Origin of the sequence: Flavobacterium plurextorum (assembly GCF_024638035.1) — a bacterium.
Classification (GTDB): Bacteria; Bacteroidota; Bacteroidia; order Flavobacteriales; family Flavobacteriaceae; genus Flavobacterium; species Flavobacterium plurextorum.
Genome location: NZ_CP100442.1, coordinates 2,968,897 through 2,987,191, shown reverse-complemented (window position 1 = coordinate 2,987,191; position 18,295 = coordinate 2,968,897). Strand labels below are relative to the sequence as shown.

The following is an 18,295-nucleotide window of genomic DNA, read 5'->3' as shown; positions in this document are numbered from 1 at the left end:
CAACACAATGAAAAATACTGCGCTTACGCACATACATGAGAGTTTGGGAGCAAAAATGCTGCCTTTTGCAGGTTACAATATGCCTATTACATACGAAGGTGTAAATGCTGAACATGAAACAGTTCGAAACAGTGTGGGCGTTTTTGACGTTTCGCATATGGGCGAATTTTTACTTACTGGTCCAAATGCTTTGGCTTTGATTCAGAAAGTAACTTCAAACGATGCTTCGACTTTGACAATTGGAAGAGCTCAATATTCTTGTCTGCCAAACAATGAAGGCGGAATTGTAGATGATTTGATTGTATATAAAATGAAAGAGGAAGAGTATTTACTTGTTGTAAATGCTTCGAATATTGAAAAAGACTGGAACTGGATTTCATCTCACAATGATTTAGGTGTTGAAATGAAAAATCTTTCTGATGATTATTCTTTATTGGCAATTCAAGGACCAAAAGCGGTTGAAGCAATGCAGCCTTTATCGTCATTAGATTTAGCTGCAATTCCATATTACCACTTTGAAGTTGGGGATTTTGCAGGTTTTAATGATGTAATTATTTCTGCTACTGGATATACTGGTTCTGGCGGATTTGAAATTTATTGCAAAAATGCAGATGCTGAAGCAATTTGGAACAAAGTTTTTGAAGCTGGTGCAACTTACGGAATCAAACCTATTGGACTTGCTGCTCGTGATACTTTACGTTTGGAAATGGGATTCTGTTTATACGGAAACGACATTAACGATACAACTTCTCCTCTTGAAGCTGGTTTAGGATGGATTACTAAATTCACTAAAGATTTTACAAATTCTGAAAGTTTGAAAAAACAAAAAGAAGCTGGTGTTACAAAAAAATTAGTAGCTTTTGAAATGCAGGAACGTGCGGTGCCAAGACACGATTATGAAATCGTTGATGCTCAAGGTGAAGTAATTGGTATTGTAACTTCTGGAACAATGTCTCCTTCTATGAACAAAGGTATTGGTTTAGGATATGTTACTGTTGCTAACAGCGCTGTTGACAGTGATGTTTTTATTAGAATTAGAAAAAATGATGTTCCTGCAAAAGTGGTAAAACTGCCTTTTTACAAGAAATAATATTTTCCTAAAATATTTAGAAAATGCATTACAAATTGTAATGCATTTTTTTTTGGCCAAAAATTAAAGTATTTACAAGAAAAAGTGATTTAATCTGCGTTATTTTCAAATGCATTTACGGCTGTTAAAAACATTTATTCGAATGTAAGATTTTTTAGAAAAAACGTAATTTTTATGAAAAAATAAACGTAATTTTAGTCTAAACGAAGATTTTCGATTTATGAAAAAAATAGTATTAGTATTGATGTTAACTGCCAACGTTCTATTTAGTCAAAATAGTGACAACACCTGCGAAATACTAAACAAAATAAATGCGACAATCCAAGCAGAACATCTACGTCCGAAACCAGTCGATGACAGTTTATCAGTTTTTGTTTTTGACAATCTAATTAATGAATTAGATCCTTCTCGAAACATTTTTTTTAAGAGTGAATACGATGAAATGGCCGCAAAATATCGTTTAAACTTAGACGATTTAATTCTAGAAAATGACTGCAGTTTTTTGACTGACATTACATCAAAATACATCGCTGGATTAGAAAGAACAAAAAATATTCTTGAAAAAATTCAAGCTGCTCCTTTTGATTACAGTAAAAAAGACACCATTAGATTCTACAAAAAATCATTTCCTTTCTATTTGAAAAAAGAAGATTTAGAGAAAGTATGGCGAAAAAAAATACGCTATCAAATTCTTGATGATATGGCAGAAACAAGCGATAATTTAGATTCTATTAAAAACAATTTTAAATCTATAGAGGCAAAATCTAGAAAATTGATTTTATCAAATGAAATCTGTCGTATTAATACGTTGCTGGAAACCAAAACGAATCAAAACGAAAATCTTTATAATTTTTTCTGCACCTATTTTGATCCGCATACAGCCTATTTTAGCGACGATTCTAAATCGAGCTTTGTTGCGTCGTTGTCCAAAGAGCATTTATCATTAGGAATGACAGTAAACCTTAATGAAAAAAATGAAATTATTGTACAAGAACTTGATCCAAATGGTCCTGCATATCAAACTGGCCAGATAAAAAAAGGCGATCAAATCGTTTCGGTTTCTAATCAAAAAGAAACGCTTCAGGTTTCGTGTGCTTCATTAGAATCTATTTCGACCATGATTTTATCTGAAGCGAATAAGAGCTTGACTATTACTCTTAAAAGAAATTCAGGTAAAAGTTTTGAGGTTTACATTGAAAAGCAAGTAATGAAAGATGAAGAAAATTCGGTTTTCAGTTTTATAATTGGCAAAGACAGTAAAATAGGATATATCAAAATTCCAAGTTTCTATGCTGATCAGGATGGAAACAGCCGAAAAGGCTGTGCTGATGATGTAGCCAGAGAAATTATAAAATTAGAAAGAGACAATATCAAAGGTCTTGTTATAGATTTAATAGATAATGGCGGCGGTTCTATGGAAGAAGCCATAAAACTTGCCGGAATGTTTGTTGATTATGGTCCGCTTTCGATTGTTATCGATCATACTAAAGAAAAATCTATTATAAACGACCCTTTTAAAGGTGTAATCTACAAAGGTCCAATTGTAATTTTAGTAAATAGTAATACGGCATCGGCCAGTGAATTTTTCTCTTCTATCATGCAAGATTATAACCGTGCACTTTTAGTAGGCAGCAGTACGCTTGGTAAAGCAACTATGCAGACGATTCTTTCGCTTGACGAAACAAAAAATACGGACTTTCTAAAAATTACGATTAATAAATTTTACCGAGTAACAGGAAAAAGTCATCAATATATAGGAGTTACACCAGATGTGGTTCTTTCTGAGTTTTATGAAGATGTTTATCAAAAAGAAAGCGATTTTCCAACTGCTATTAAAAATGACAGCATTACTTCAACGCTAAAATACCGCCCGTATGTAAAACGAGCTTTAATTGATAAACTAGCCAAAAACAGTAAAGCGAGATTGGCTGATAATTTTTATTTTAATGACATTAAAAAAATCAATCTAAAAATCGATCAACTGGTAAACACTCCAAAAGCTGAAGTACCAATGACGATTGATGCTGTTTTTAATCAGAAAAAAATAGTAAATTCTTTATGGAAAGAAATCAATACTTTTAATGACGAAAATAATCCGCTGGACGTTTACAACTCCACTGTAAATCAGTATTTATTGAGTGCATATCCTAATGACAAAACAATAAATCAGTACCAAATGGATCATTTAAAAATAAATCCATATCTAAACGAAGCGGTTAATATTATAAATGACTTTAATTCTTCGAAATAAAAGTTTTTGTTCCAAGTTTTTTTGTTTCAAGTTTCGGGTTTTACACATAGCGTGCTAAATTTTACGCAATATTGTACCAACTTGAAACTTAAAACCTGAACCTCAAAATAAATCAAAAAAACTTAAATTTTGATTTTGGAAAAATTAAGGAATAACCGTATTTTTGCATCACAAAAACTAAAAATTAGAAATGGGAAGAGCGTTCGAATTTAGAAAAGGAAGAAAAATGAAACGTTGGTCAGCAATGGCTAAAACATTTACCAGAATTGGTAAAGATATCGTTATGGCAGTTAAAGAAGGCGGTCCAAACCCTGATGCCAATTCTAGATTAAGAGCTGTTATACAAAATGCAAAAGCCGCAAACATGCCGAAAGACAATGTGGAGCGCGCGATAAAAAATGCAAGTAATAAAGATACTGCCAACTATAAGGAAATTTTATTTGAAGGATATGCGCCTCACGGAATTGCAATCTTGATTGAAACTGCATCTGATAACAATAACAGAACAGTTGCTAATATTCGCAGTTATTTTAACAAATGCAACGGAACTATGGGAACTCAAGGTTCTGTTGAATTTATGTTTGACCATACTTGTAACTTTAGAATTGCAAACAACGGTCTTGATGCTGAAGAATTAGAACTTGAATTAATTGATTTTGGTGCCGAAGAAGTTTTTGAAGATGAAGATGGAATCTTAATCTATGCTCCTTTTGGAAGTTTTGGTGCTTTGCAAAAAGAATTAGAAAACAGAGGACTTGAAATTTTATCATCAGATTTTGAGCGTATTCCGCAAATCACTAAAGAATTAACAGAAGCTCAAATCGCTGATGTTGAAAAATTAATCGAAAAAATTGAAGAAGATGATGACGTAATGAACGTTTATCATACTATGAAAGAGGAATAGTCTTTTCTTTTTATACTATAAAATTGAACTCCAGAGAAATCTGGAGTTTTTTTTTACTTATTAATGAAAATCAGCTCGTAAATAACCGTCAGTCAAAGTTTTCTAATCTTGTTTTTCATTGTAATAAGTCAATCATAGTAATCTTTAAATTTAAATGTCAATTTCTTATTGCTTCAGAAATTAATATTTTAACACTATTTTTTTCATTACATTATATATTCATATTTTAAAAGTATCTTACATTTAAAGTCTTAGACTGTATCAAATTTCCGTTTTCTTAAAGTAGATTTGTATATAAATGATGCAAAGTCGGTCTCGAAAGTTTTCGGGATTGCGCAATATTTTTAGAAGATATCCATAAAAAATGAGAAAATTAAATCTATATCCAAGAATGGGTGACTCAAATATGAGACACATCGAAAGTATCATTAGTGAAAACTTACCTGAATATTTTAAAGCCTTTTTAAAATTAAATGGAGGATTATGTCATTATGAGAGATATTTTGTAGATCATGACAAAACTGTCTGGGAAGTTAAAAATTATTTAAACTATGCTGATTTGTTTAAACTTACCGAAGAGTTTCTTCAAAATTATCATCGCAAACTCATTCCTTTTGCTTTAGATATGGGAGGATGGCATTTTTGTTTATGTCTAGATCAGGGCCAAAATTATGAAACTATCTTAGTCAACCGCTGGACAGATTATCTTCCTGAAGAGCAATTTTTAAAAATTGCAGATAGTTTTGAAGATTTTATAAATGGGTTAAAGATTGAAGAGGAAATAAATTTATAATGATTTATTAATTTTTAAGTTATGAAACTTTATGTACCGAGAAAATTAAGAGGAAGTTGGCATTTTGACAGCAATAAATACGATTATGATTATGACATTTCACCATACCCTGAGATTAGATCAGATTTAAAAATCATATTAACTATTCTCATCGAATCGCAATTATTAATTCCAAAATTATTAGACGGTAAGAATCAAAAATTGGAATATAAAAACATCGACGATTTAATCTCTTTAATAGAAAAAGATAATTATTTACAAACCTGTTTTGAGTTTGATATTAGTGGGGACACGGTAATATATACCGAAAAAGGTGAAGAAATACATTCAAGTATCTTTTGCCTGCAAAGCTTTCGTACGTTTCAGCAAAGTTTCGTATTATCAACAAAGTCTGACATCTGGATGCCAATGTCTTTTGACGAAAATAGTCATTCATATATTTGGAATCTGGAGCGATATAATTTAAATAATCATAGATTGTCATCTGTTTTAGAAAAAATAAATAAAAGTTTAGGCTGGGAGAACGAAAATCTATTACAAAAAGAATTTAATGAAAGGGGGAGTTTACAAATAGGATATGATATTTTTCTATCTCAAGAAGTACTAATAAGAGAATATAAAGAGAATCCAAATCCTGATTTTGACATAAATGAATACTTAGCAAAAATGGAAATTTAATTTTTCTCTATCGCAATATGTGCCCCATTAACGTAATTTTTAAATTTAAACTTCAATTTCTTATTATTTTAGAAATTAATATTTTAACACTATTTTTTTACTACTTAAATGTTTACATATCAAAAGCACTTAACATTTAAAGTCTCAGACTGTATAAAATTTCGGTTTTCTTAAAGTAGATTTATATTTAAATGATGCAAAGTCAGTCCCTAAAGCTTTCCGGATTGCGTAGTCTTTTCTTTTTATATTATAAAATTGAACTCCAGAGAAATCTGGAGTTTTTTTTTTTATATAATTAATGCGAAAACACGTAAACCAAAAAAAAATTAGACTTAAAATATTTCTTAGAACCTTTTTTCTTTTTATTTGCTATATTTTCAATAATTTATTTAATTTTTAAAAGAAATCCATAATCGAGTAAAATCATTATATTTTGTATTCTGAAAACTAAATAAATTTATTGAATAACACTAACAAATAGATAAAGCAACACCAATAAAACACTATTAACCTAATGAAAACACTTTGTTTAATTCTTATATTTTTGGGATTATCAATAATTGGAATAGAAGCAATAAATGATTTCTCAAAAACTAAAATCTTTTATGCATCGTTGAATCCCGAGAAAAATTACTCTAAAGACATACTGGTAGTAAATGAAAAAATACCTCCGTCAAATAGCGGGAGCAACAAAACTTCGTGGGTGTTTTATGGTTATTGCAAATCTGATAAACTAAAAAGCGGAATCACAATACCAATAAATATTATTGAAAGTGGAAGTTTAAACACAAGCCAGATTCCGATTTGGAGAATTAATACGGTAAAAGATAAAATCCTTTATAGAAGACAGAATAATGTAATCAATAGTCCTTTTTCATATGAAATGCGTCAATATTGGGCTACTCCATTATTTATGATTGCAATACTGCCGGCACTATTTTGTTATTTAAACATAAGGCGAAAAGAAGAAAAGCATAAACCCACGACTTAGATCTATTTTAACATATTATACCGTCATCTCAAAATATCAAAAAAGAAACCCATAATCAAAAAAACTATTATATTTGTTTTTCTCAAAAGTGAAATAATTTAAAAACGAAACAATCATGCAAACATCAAAATATACAAGATATGCCGTAATCATTCTGGTAATCTTATTTGTGGTTCTAAGCGTAATAAGCTAAAAAGCAAAAAGCCTTCTGAAAATTCAGAAGGCTTTTTTACTATTCCAAAACCTGAGTGCTACTAAAAATATAAAAAACTAACTAACTATTTTAAAAATAACGTAATGCCTTATTTTGAAGTAATTTTCTTGGCTGGTGAATTTGTAATTTTCAGCAGATAAGTTCCCTCCGGAAGATCATTAACATTCAGTGAACTGGTACTTCCTAACACTTTCTGTCCTTGCGAAAACACTTCAATATTTTTTGTTCCTGCATTTACATCACTATTCGTTATTATAGAACCTGATGCTGCAGGTTTTGTATTTACTTTAGATTTAAGAACTGCCGGTTTTGTCACCGTTGCCGCTATAGCCACAGCAACTGCTTTAGAGCTATTATAAAGAGCCGCAACCTGTTGATCTGTCAAAGCTGTATCATAGATCTTTAAATCGTCGATATCAGCATTAATTCCAACCGTTGTATTCACTTCTCCTAATCTAAAAATATTTCCTTTGGTTGAGCGTGTTATACCGCTTAACGATTTCAATAATTCTCCGTTTCTATATATTTTAGAAGCTGTGCCATCATACGTTATTGCATATTGATACCATATATCCTTGCTTAAAGTGGTTGAAACAATAACATCATTTGAAGCACCCCAGCCAGCTAAACTTAAATCTGAATTTGATGATGAGGTACCTTGCTGTAATAATCCGCAATACTGCGCATTGTAAGCTGTACCGTAGCCCCAAATATAATTCGCCGAAGCTATATCATTAAACTTAACCCAAATACTTACTGTTCTTGCATTATTTGCCATTGGCAGATTATCAATAACAGCTTCCATAGCCTTGCCATTTAATCTTTGTGCACTTGCAGCAACTCCTGCTCTATCAGCAACAAAATTATTTGTTCCGATAAAAGAAGTTGTATTTGCTGTATTATTTAAAGTTCCATTGAAATTAAACTCCTGAATTGGGTTTTGAGCAGTAGCATTCAAATAACTTACAAACAAAAATGAGAGTAGTAATTTTTTCATGATATGTAGATTTAGGGATTAAAAAAAACATTGTGTCATTTTAACACTGCTAAACTAGATTATTATGTTTTTGAGCTGAAATTTATCCGACAACTAACCTAAATAATCGTTCAAATAACCAAAATTGATGATTTTTAACCAACAATTGGAATTATTTATACTACATGTTATTATATTAAATTTTTAAACATCTCACAATTAAAATAAAAATTTCTTACGTATAAATACGATATTCTTATTTGAAACCAAAATATCAGCAATATAAAAAACCTGAATTTAAGCTCAATCCTAAGATTACAGTAAAACAGTTCCATAAAAAAACTCCATTCGCAAATACGAATGGAGTTCTAATATCTAAAAAAGCAGCTATCTACTTTACAAATTCAATTTTTTGAGCTTCTTCTTCATTAACACTATCAAAGAAACCTTGTTCGTTCATCCAGTCATCACTGAACACTTTACTCATATAGCGTGAACCATGATCTGGAAAAATTGCTATAATATTGCTGTCTTTTGTAAACTCACCTTCTTCTGCATATTGTTTAATAGCCTGCATTACCGCTCCCGAAGTATAACCAACAAACAAACCTTCTTTTCGAGTGATCTCTCTAGCTGAGTGCGCACTCTCCTCATCGGTCACTTTCATGAATTTATCGATGATATCAAAATCTGTTGCTGATGGAATTAAATTTTTCCCTAAACCTTCAATACGGTATGGATAAATTTCTTTGTTATCAAACTCTTTTGTTTCGTGATATTTTTTCAATACTGATCCAAAAGCATCAACACCTAAAATTCTAATATTCGGATTTTGCTCTTTTAAGAATTTTGCTGTTCCAGAAATTGTTCCTCCAGTTCCGCTGCAAGCAATAAGATGTGTAATTTTTCCTTTTGTTTGTTCCCAAATTTCAGGACCTGTAGTGTTGTAGTGGGCATCAATATTTAATTGATTAAAATATTGATTGATATAAACCGAACCTTTAGTTTCCTCGTGAAGTCGTTTAGCTACGTTGTAATATGATCTTTCATCGTCTGCAGAAACGTGAGCAGGGCAAACATATACTTTAGCTCCTAAACTCCTCAACATGTCAATCTTATCTTTGGATGATTTTGAACTTACGGCCAAAATACAATTGTAACCTTTTATAATGCTTACCATTGCCAAACTAAAACCTGTGTTACCTGATGTAGTTTCGATAATAGTATCACCTGGTGATAAAATTCCCTTTTTCTCGGCTTCTTCGATAATATATAACGCTATTCTATCTTTTGAGGAATGACCTGGATTAAAAGCTTCTACCTTTGCGTAGAAATTTCCTTCTAACTCTTCGGTGATTTTATTTAGCTTAATAAGAGGGGTATTACCTATTAACTCTAAAACATTATTATAAGCGTTTATTTCTTCTTTCATAAAAAAATAGTTAATCGAGGTGGTATTTTAAAATAACCTCGATAGGTTGCAAATTTAACAAAAAATTTTTAATTAGCTTTTAATTTTTTCTAAATCTAATAAAAAACTAAATTCCTTTGCTAAGTCTCTCAAAGCCTCAAAACGCCCTGAAGCCCCGCCATGACCAGCATCCATATTGGTATCTAAAAACAAAAAATTATTATTTGTTTTTAAATCTCTCAATTTAGCCACCCATTTGGCCGGTTCCCAATATTGTACCTGAGAATCGTACAATCCCGTTGATACATACATATTAGGATAGTTTTGCGCTTTTACATTATCATACGGTGAGTACGACAACATATAATCGTAATACTTTTTATTATTTGGGTTTCCCCATTCGTCATATTCTCCGGTTGTAAGCGGAATACTGTCATCCAGCATCGTTGTAATGACATCTACAAAAGGTACCTGAGCAATAACTCCGTTGTATAATTCTGGAGCTTCATTAACAACAACTCCCATTAAAAGTCCTCCTGCAGATCCTCCTTCAGCATATAAATGTTCAGGAGATGTATAGTTTTCGTTAATTACAAATTTAGAGCAATCGATGAAATCTGTAAAGGTATTTTTCTTTTTTAACAGTTTTCCATCTTCATACCATTGTCTTCCTAAGTCTTCTCCACCTCTAATATGCGCGATCGCATAAACAAAACCGCGGTCTAACAAAGAAAGTCTTGTAGACGAAAAATAAGTATCCATTGTAATTCCGTAAGAGCCATACGAGTACAATAACAACGGATTTTTTCCATTTTTCTCTAATCCCTTTCTATAAATCATCGAAATCGGCACTTTTACACCATCTCTTGCAGTTGCCCAAACACGTTCTTCGATATAATTTTCTTTATCAAATTTACCTCCTAAAACCTGTTGCTCTTTTAAGATCTCTTTGGTTTTGGTTTTCATATTAAAATCAATTACAGACGATGGCGTTGCAAGCGATTGATAGCTGTATCGCAAAACATCTGTATCAAAATCAATATTAGTTGTGGTATAAGCATTGTAAGTTTCGCTTCCGAATGGCAGATAATAATCCTGATCATCACCCCAAGGCATAATTCGGATATGATTCAAACCATTTGAGCGTTCTTCTACAACTAAAAAGTTTTTAAAAATTTCAATATCTTCTAATAAAACATCTTCGCGATGCGGAATAAGATCTACCCAGTTTTTCTTTCCTGTTTTATTTTCAGGCGTTTTCATTAATTTAAAATTAGTCGCCTTATCTTTATTCGTCAAGATATAAAAGGAATCTTCGTAGTGCGAAATACTATATTCTAATCCACGAACACGAGGCTGAAAAACTTCAAATTCACCATCAGGATTATCTGATTTCAAAATTCTATATTCAGTCGTCAAAGTACTTCCAGAACTTATTACAATGTACTTTCTTGATTTTTCTTTACTTACCGAAACATTAAAAGTATCATCAACTTCATCATAAACCAAAACATCATTTTTAGAATCTGTATTTAATTTATGTCTAAAAATTTTATCTGCTCTTAAAGTAACTTCGTCTTGTCTGGTATAAAAAATCGTCTTATTATCATTTGCCCAAACAGATCCTCCAGTAGCATTTTCGATTTTATCTGATAATATTTCTCCTGTTTCAAGGTTTTTGATTTGAATCGTGTAAATCCTTCTTCCAACAATGTCAACTCCAAAAGTGACAAATTTATTATCTGGACTTATACTTAAACCTCCCAATTTAAAATAAGCATGCCCTTTTGCTAATTCATTACAGTTGAATAAAATTTCTTCATCTGCTGATAGACTGCCTTTTTTTCTGGCGAATATTGGATAATCCTGACCTGTTTCAAATCTTGTAATATAAAAATATCCGTTATAAAAATAAGGAACCGATGAATCATCTTCTTTAATTCTCCCTTTCATTTCTTCATACAATGACTCTTGCAAGTCTTTTGTATGAGCGGTCATTTCTTGATAAAATTCATTCTCTTTATTCAAATAATCGATAACTTCTGGGTTCTCGCGATCGTTCAGCCAAAAATAATTATCTATCCTAGATTCTTTATGTTTCTTTAATGTTTTTGGAATTTCTTTAGCCTTTGGAGCCAATATATCGTTTTGCATTATTTAATTAAGCATTAGTTTTTAAATACGGAAAGGCAAAAATACTACAAACAGAACAGAACGGGAATTAATTTTTTCATAAAATATTCTATTGTAATCATAAAGCAATATACTAATTTTGTATGAAATAATTTAAAAATCAACAAAAAATGGATTTAATGGGAATGATGGGAAAACTTAAAGAAACCCAGCAAAAAATTGAAGATACAAAGAAACGCCTAGATACTGTTTTAATTGACGAACAAAGCGCTGATGGATTATTAAAAGTAACATTAACTGCCAATAGAAAAATAAAAACAATCTCTATAGACGATTCTTTATTAGAAGACAAAGAACAGCTTGAAGACTATTTAATTGTAACCTTAAACAAAGCAATTGAAAAAGCAACAAGCGTTAACGAAAGAGAATTGGATGCTGTTGCAAAAATGGATATGCCAATGATTCCAGGAATGGATAATCTTTTTAAATAGTTTTTTTTTAAAAGGTTCAAAGTTGCAAAGATTCAAAGCAGCAAAGGCTTAGAGAATAAAGGTTAAACAAAAAAAGACGCAATGCGTCTTTTTTTTTGTTTAAAGAATTGAAGTTTTGTACATAAAGCAAAGAAAACCTCTGAATCTTTGGGCCTTTGCAACTTTGAACCTTTAAAAAAAACTAAATTTTCGAAAGCATTTCCACTACATAACTATGCATAACCTCTTTATAATCTAAATGCGTTACAATTCGTAATTTATTGTGTCCTAGAGAGCTTATTATAATATTTTTTTGTTTTAATTTTTCAATCAAAAGCTGATCGCTGTATCCTTCTGCTAAAGAAAAAATCAAAATATTAGTTTCTACAGGCTCCACTGAAGCAACCCATGATTTTGTACTTAAAATAGCCCCAATTTCTTTAGCTCTTCTATGATCTTCTGCCAAGCGTTCAATATTATTTGCCAAAGCATACAATCCTGCAGCTGCCAAATAACCAACTTGACGCATTCCTCCACCCAATATCTTTCTGATTCTCAACGCTCTATAAATATCAGCTTTGCTTCCAAGCAAAACAGAACCAATTGGTGCTCCTAATCCTTTTGACAAACAAACTGATATAGTATCGAAAATCGCCCCAAATTCTTTTGGATTTTGTCTTTTTGCTACTAATGCATTCCAAATCCTAGCTCCATCTAAATGGAATTTTAAATTATTTGCATCACAGACTTTTTTTATTTCTCTTAGATCTTCTAATTCATAACAAGCACCACCGCCTTTATTTGTCGTATTTTCTACGCAAACTAAACTTGTTAAAGGACTGTGATAAAATTCAGGATCATTGATCGCCGCAGCAACCTGTCTCGCATTTATCATTCCGCGATGACCATCTAATAAACAGCAGGAAACTCCGCTGTTAAAAGAAACTCCTCCTCCTTCATAATGATAAACATGCGCATATTTATCAGCAATTAACTGCTCACCCGGCTGCGTATGTAGTTTTATTGCTGTTTGGTTTGCCATAGTTCCTGACGGAAAAAAAAGTCCAGCTTCCATACCAAAAAACTCAGCCACTCTTGTTTCTAATTCGATAACCGTAGGATCCTGTTTGTATACATCATCGCCAACATGAGCGTTAAACATATACTGCAGCATCTCGTGTGTAGGTTTAGTTATGGTATCGCTAATTAAATTTATTTCCATATAAAACTATATCTTTTTTTTGGACAGCAAAATTACGTATTACTGTTAGTTTTTGATCGCAAGTTTTAATAAATTTTAACTTGCCTAATAACTATAGAACCAAATTAACGTAATATTTATAAAAAACATATAATTCAGACCTTAATAATTCAAAAAAAAATCTGTTATTTTTAAAAGTTTTTGCTTCGTCCACAACACATCATTATAAAGTCTAAACAAGTCATTCTAAGACAAACGCTATTTACCTGTATTATCCTTGATGATTTAATGCAAATTCTAAAAACTATATCTTATTTTTGTACAAGGAAATTACGTTGTGAATTTTTAAAACAGTACAAACGTAATAACTGCAAAAAACAAACAAAAAAACACTTATTAATTTATGACAACAGCCGAACAAGTAAAAGGTATTGTGGAGCGCCTTGGTGCGTTGAGGAGGTATCTTTGACGTCGATGCCAAGCTAATCGAAATTGCAAACGAAGAAGAAAAGACTTTTGCTCCAGATTTCTGGAACAATCCTAAGGAAGCAGAAAATATTGTAAAGAATCTTCGAAACAAGAAAAAATGGATTGAAGATTATGACAAAGCTGTTTCACTTACAGAGGAATTACAGCTGGCGTATGATTTCTATAAAGAAGGCGAGCTTTCTGCAGAGGAACTTGACGAACAATACAACATTACACAATCGCATATAGAAAACATCGAATTCAAAAACATGCTTTCTGATGAAGGCGACAGCTTAAGCGCTGTTCTTCAAATCACCGCTGGAGCCGGTGGAACCGAAAGCTGTGATTGGGCAGGAATGTTAATGCGTATGTATATGATGTGGGGAGAAAGTTATGGCTATAAAATAAAAGAGCTTAACTTTCAAGCTGGCGATGTTGCAGGAATCAAAACGGTTACTTTAGAGTTTGAAGGCGACTATTCATTTGGGTATTTAAAAGGAGAAAACGGCGTACATCGTTTGGTAAGAATTTCTCCTTTTGACAGCAATGCAAAACGTCACACCTCATTTGCTTCTGTATATGTTTATCCATTGGTTGATGACAGTATCGAAATTGATATTAATCCTGCTGATATTGAGATTACAACTTCTCGTTCGAGTGGTGCCGGAGGACAAAATGTGAATAAAGTTGAAACAAAAGTTCAATTAGTACACAAACCAACCGGAATCCAAATTCAGTGTTCCGAAACAAGATCTCAACAAGATAACAGACAGCGCGCTATGCAAATGCTTCGTTCTCAGTTATACGAAATTGAATTAAAAAAACAACAAGCACAACGTGCTGATATTGAAGCTGGAAAAATGAAAATCGAATGGGGCTCACAAATTCGTAATTACGTAATGCAGCCTTATAAATTAGTAAAAGATGTTCGTACCGGTTACGAAACCAGCGATGTTGACGGCGTTATGAACGGAAATATTGACCCTTTCTTAAAAGCATTTTTAATGATGATGGGACAAAAAGAAGAAGAATAGTCAAAAGTGGTCAGTGTTAAGTTTCAGTTTGCAGTAAACTTTAAACTAAAAAGAAAAAATCATGATAAAATGGGCAGATGTAATTCATTTTACAAATAAAGGAAATCCAGCTCCTGAAAAAAGAGTTGAAAAAACAGCAGACGAATGGAAACAGCTTTTAACTCCTGAGGAGTTTCAGGTAACTCGCTTAAAAGGAACTGAAAGATCTTTTAGTTCTGAGCTTTGCAGTTTATTCGATCCTGGAATTTATGAGTGCAAATGCTGTGGCACTTTACTTTTTGATGCTTCCGAAAAATTTGAATCAGGAACGGGCTGGCCATCATTTACACAGCCAATAAAAGAAAATGCAATTGCTTATAATACAGACAAATCATACGGAATGATTCGTGTTGAGGTTGTCTGTAATGTATGCGACGCACATTTAGGACATGTTTTTCCAGACGGACCACAACCAAGCGGCTTGCGATATTGCATCAATGCAATTTCACTCTCTAAAATTAAAGACTAACAAAAAGCGATTTCTTACTCAAAAAAGAAATCGCTTTTTTGATTTTAATGCCAAAACAATAATTAACATTAAAAATGTAAGTCACTACCTATCAATAAAATGATTCTCTTTACGATTGTATATTTTGCAATATATAATTATTCAAATATCAATAACACTAGAAAAATCAGCATGCAAAATTAGAATACATTCATTAAATTAATAGGTAAAATGTTAATTTTGTAATATTTAAACTATTATTATAAACTTTTATCAAAAAACTTGAAAATTTTATTAGGTAATTAAAATCTATTTCATTTTATTTGGCAAAAAATAAACCCTTAGTCAATTAAACTTATCAATGAAATCCTATTCTATTCAAGAAATTAATGAAGTAATAAATGGTGTAATCTACGGCACAACTTCACAAAGCATAACCGCAACCGAGCAATTAGAAAAAGCCACCACTTCTGAAATTTCGTTTATAGGAAACAAAAAATATGAAAAATATTGGTCAGCATCAAATGCTTCAATCGCTGTAGTTAACGAAGACATTTCGATTGAACCAGGAGAAAATCGTGCTTTTATAAAAGTAAAAAATGCTGATTTAGCAATGTCTCAAATTCTAAATCTTTTCGCTCCTCCTGCTCCAATATTTCATACAAACATTCACAAAACTGCAACTGTAGATGAAACTGCAATAATTGGAGAAGGTGCTAAAATTGGTGCTGGATGTTATATTGGTCCAAAGGTTGTAATAGGAGCAAATGCAACTTTATATCCGAATGTGACAATTTTAGACGAATGTACAATTGGAAAAAATACTGTTGTTTGGTCAGGATCTGTAGTTCGCGAGCGCTGCCATATTGGTAACGATTGCATTATTCATCCAAATGCTACAATTGGAGCCGACGGTTTTGGGTTTCGTCCATGTTCTGAAAAAGGTTTAGTTAAAATTCCGCAAATTGGAAATGTTATTATAGGAAACGGAGTTGAAATTGGAGCAAACTCTTGCGTCGATCGTGGGAAATTCAGCTCTACAATTTTAGGCGATGGGTGTAAGATTGATAATTTAGTTCAAATTGGGCATAATAGTAAATTAGGTAAATTTTGTATTATGGCTGGAAACAGCGGCTTAGCTGGATCAGTAACTTTAGGAAACGGAGTTATTATTGGCGGAAGCGCCTCTATAAAAGACCACACGACAATTGGTGACGGTGCTGTTATTGGTGCAGGATCTGGTGTTATAGGTGATGTTCCTGCAGGAAAAACAATGTTAGGCTATCCAGCAGTTGAAGCTCGTGATGCTTTAAAACAATGGGCAACACTAAAAAGAATGGCTTGCAATCCGAAAAAATAATACAATTTAACAGCTATAGAAAAAGCAGAAGCCGGCCGCTTCTGCTTTTTTATTTAAGAAAATAAAATCCTCTAAAATTAAAGTTCAGACAAATTTGAAATACTCTGTTTATTTCAATTGATTTTGTAAATTAGCCAACACTATTTTATAAAATCAATACTATATCATGGATTTAAACTTCAATAAAAACGAAGATCATAATAAACTACTCCTTTCTGAATTAAAACAAAAATTTGCCAAAGTAAAACTAGGCGGCGGTGAAAAACGAATTGAAAAATTACATGCCGAAGGAAAAATGACGGCTCGTGAGCGAATCACTTATTTATTGGATGAAAATTCAAATAGTATTGAAGTTGGTGGTTTTGCAGGCGAAGGAATGTACAAAGAACATGGCGGATGTCCTTCTGGTGGTGTAGTTGTTAAAATTGGCTATGTAAAAGGCAAACAATGTATCGTTGTTGCAAATGATGCCACTGTAAAAGCAGGAGCTTGGTTTCCTATAACTGCAAAAAAAAATCTGCGAGCGCAGGAAATTGCTATCGAGAACAAACTTCCTATTATTTATTTAGTTGACAGTGCAGGTGTTTATTTACCGCTTCAAGATGAAATTTTTCCAGATAAAGAACATTTTGGCCGAATTTTTAGAAATAACGCACAAATGAGCAGCATGGGTATTACCCAAATCGCGGCTGTAATGGGCAGTTGTGTTGCAGGCGGAGCATACCTTCCAATTATGAGCGATGAGGCCTTAATTGTAGATAAAACCGGTAGTATTTTCCTTGCTGGAAGTTATTTAGTAAAAGCAGCTATTGGAGAAACAATTGACAATGAAACTTTGGGCGGAGCAACAACACATTGCGAGATTTCGGGCGTGACCGATTATAAAGCAAAAGATGACAAAGATGCTCTGGACAAGATTAAAAATATAGTCGATAAAATTGGTGATTTTGACAAAGCAGGTTATAGTCGAATCAAAGCCGAAAAACCAGCATTAGAACCTACTGATATCTACGGAATTCTGCCAAAAGCCCGAAATGAGCAGTATGATATGATGGAAATAATTAATCGTCTCGTTGATAATTCAGAATTTGAAGCTTACAAAGATGGTTATGGTCAATCCTTAATTACTGGATACGCTAGAATTGATGGCTGGGCTGTAGGGATTGTTGCTAATCAACGAAAAGTAGTTAAAACAAAAAAAGGCGAAATGCAGTTTGGCGGCGTTATCTATTCTGACAGTGCCGACAAAGCAACCCGATTTATTGCCAATTGTAATCAAAAGAAAATTCCTTTAGTATTTCTGCAAGACGTTACTGGTTTTATGGTTGGATCAAAATCTGAACATGGCGGAATTATTAAAGACGGAGCTAAAATGGTCAATGCCGTAAGTAATTCGGTTGTACCTAAGTTCACGGTAATTGTAGGGAACTCTTATGGAGCAGGAAACTATGCAATGTGCGGTAAAGCTTATGACCCGAGATTAATTTTTGCGTGGCCAAGCGCTGAGCTTGCTGTTATGGGCGGGACTCAAGCCGCAAAAGTTTTAGCGCAAATTGAAGCTTCTTCACTTAAAGCTAAAGGAGAAATTATCAACGAAGAAAAAGAAACTGAACTTTTTAATAAAATAAAAGCTCGTTACGACGAACAAACTTCTCCTTATTATGCTGCATCTAGATTATGGACGGATGCTATAATTGATCCATTGGACACACGTAAATGGATTTCTATGGGAATCGAAGCTGCAAACCATGCTCCTATTCAAAAACCATTTAACTTGGGAGTAATTCAGGTTTAAATTATGGACCTCTTTTCAAACGTGTTAAAATAATATCAA

General features: G+C 32.4%; 15 protein-coding genes. 11 read left to right on the top strand and 4 right to left on the bottom strand.

Annotation, left to right across the window (positions count from 1 at the left end):
- Nucleotides 1–7 precede the first annotated feature (7 nt).
- The 6 genes from gcvT to NLG42_RS13250 all read left to right on the top strand — a co-directional run bounded on the left by gcvT (nucleotide 8) and on the right by NLG42_RS13250 (nucleotide 6,707).
- The gene (gene gcvT / locus NLG42_RS13275) at nucleotides 8–1,090 is read left to right on the top strand and encodes a glycine cleavage system aminomethyltransferase GcvT (protein WP_257681280.1); all 1,083 of its coding nucleotides are present in this window, start codon (nucleotides 8–10) and stop codon (nucleotides 1,088–1,090) included.
- Between the two features lie 220 nt (nucleotides 1,091–1,310).
- Nucleotides 1,311–3,341, top strand: coding sequence for a S41 family peptidase (locus tag NLG42_RS13270; protein ID WP_257681279.1), 2,031 nt, complete (start codon nucleotides 1,311–1,313; stop codon nucleotides 3,339–3,341).
- A 190-nt stretch (nucleotides 3,342–3,531) separates the two neighbouring features.
- The gene (locus NLG42_RS13265) at nucleotides 3,532–4,245 is read left to right on the top strand and encodes a YebC/PmpR family DNA-binding transcriptional regulator (protein WP_257681278.1); all 714 of its coding nucleotides are present in this window, start codon (nucleotides 3,532–3,534) and stop codon (nucleotides 4,243–4,245) included.
- Nucleotides 4,246–4,609: 364 nt separating this feature from the next.
- The gene (locus tag NLG42_RS13260) at nucleotides 4,610–5,038 is read left to right on the top strand and encodes an SMI1/KNR4 family protein (protein ID WP_257681277.1); all 429 of its coding nucleotides are present in this window, start codon (nucleotides 4,610–4,612) and stop codon (nucleotides 5,036–5,038) included.
- Between the two features lie 21 nt (nucleotides 5,039–5,059).
- Nucleotides 5,060–5,716, top strand: a complete 657-nt coding sequence (locus tag NLG42_RS13255) for a hypothetical protein (RefSeq protein ID WP_257681276.1) — start codon at nucleotides 5,060–5,062, stop codon at nucleotides 5,714–5,716.
- Between the two features lie 514 nt (nucleotides 5,717–6,230).
- Nucleotides 6,231–6,707, top strand: a complete 477-nt coding sequence (locus NLG42_RS13250; protein ID WP_257681275.1) for a hypothetical protein — start codon at nucleotides 6,231–6,233, stop codon at nucleotides 6,705–6,707.
- Between the two features lie 302 nt (nucleotides 6,708–7,009).
- Here NLG42_RS13250 and NLG42_RS13245 read toward each other — a convergent pair whose 3' ends face one another.
- The 3 genes from NLG42_RS13245 to NLG42_RS13235 form a co-directional block, all read right to left on the bottom strand.
- A complete protein-coding gene (locus NLG42_RS13245) occupies nucleotides 7,010–7,918 on the bottom strand; it encodes a LamG-like jellyroll fold domain-containing protein (RefSeq protein WP_257681274.1) in 909 nt (302 codons plus the stop codon).
- A 370-nt stretch (nucleotides 7,919–8,288) separates the two neighbouring features.
- Nucleotides 8,289–9,329: a cysteate synthase gene (locus NLG42_RS13240; protein ID WP_089058973.1), complete on the bottom strand. Its 1,041-nt coding sequence runs from the start codon at nucleotides 9,327–9,329 to the stop codon at nucleotides 8,289–8,291.
- A gap of 72 nt (nucleotides 9,330–9,401) precedes the next feature.
- A complete protein-coding gene (locus tag NLG42_RS13235; protein WP_257681273.1) occupies nucleotides 9,402–11,462 on the bottom strand; it encodes a S9 family peptidase in 2,061 nt (686 codons plus the stop codon).
- A 149-nt stretch (nucleotides 11,463–11,611) separates the two neighbouring features.
- On the opposite strand from NLG42_RS13235, the gene NLG42_RS13230 reads away from it, so the two are divergent.
- Nucleotides 11,612–11,932: a YbaB/EbfC family nucleoid-associated protein gene (locus NLG42_RS13230; RefSeq protein ID WP_089052354.1), complete on the top strand. Its 321-nt coding sequence runs from the start codon at nucleotides 11,612–11,614 to the stop codon at nucleotides 11,930–11,932.
- A gap of 181 nt (nucleotides 11,933–12,113) precedes the next feature.
- Here the strand turns inward: NLG42_RS13230 and NLG42_RS13225 are convergent, their stop codons facing one another.
- Nucleotides 12,114–13,133 (bottom strand): threonine aldolase family protein, encoded by a 1,020-nt coding sequence (locus tag NLG42_RS13225; protein ID WP_257681272.1) that lies wholly within the window; start codon nucleotides 13,131–13,133, stop codon nucleotides 12,114–12,116.
- A gap of 382 nt (nucleotides 13,134–13,515) precedes the next feature.
- Here NLG42_RS13225 and prfB point away from each other — a divergent pair.
- From prfB to NLG42_RS13205, 4 genes are all read left to right on the top strand, one after another.
- A protein-coding gene (gene prfB / locus NLG42_RS13220) for a peptide chain release factor 2 (protein WP_123922200.1) occupies nucleotides 13,516–14,614 on the top strand; the annotation gives its coding sequence in 2 pieces (ribosomal slippage) (nucleotides 13,516–13,578 and nucleotides 13,580–14,614; 1,098 coding nt in all).
- A gap of 61 nt (nucleotides 14,615–14,675) precedes the next feature.
- A complete protein-coding gene (gene msrB / locus NLG42_RS13215; protein ID WP_257681271.1) occupies nucleotides 14,676–15,122 on the top strand; it encodes a peptide-methionine (R)-S-oxide reductase MsrB in 447 nt (148 codons plus the stop codon).
- A 340-nt stretch (nucleotides 15,123–15,462) separates the two neighbouring features.
- On the top strand, nucleotides 15,463–16,461 hold the full coding sequence (lpxD, locus tag NLG42_RS13210) for a UDP-3-O-(3-hydroxymyristoyl)glucosamine N-acyltransferase (RefSeq protein WP_089058978.1): 999 nt from the start codon (nucleotides 15,463–15,465) through the stop codon (nucleotides 16,459–16,461).
- Nucleotides 16,462–16,627: 166 nt separating this feature from the next.
- Nucleotides 16,628–18,256: an acyl-CoA carboxylase subunit beta gene (locus tag NLG42_RS13205; protein ID WP_257681270.1), complete on the top strand. Its 1,629-nt coding sequence runs from the start codon at nucleotides 16,628–16,630 to the stop codon at nucleotides 18,254–18,256.
- The last annotated feature ends 39 nt before the right edge of the window (nucleotides 18,257–18,295 follow it).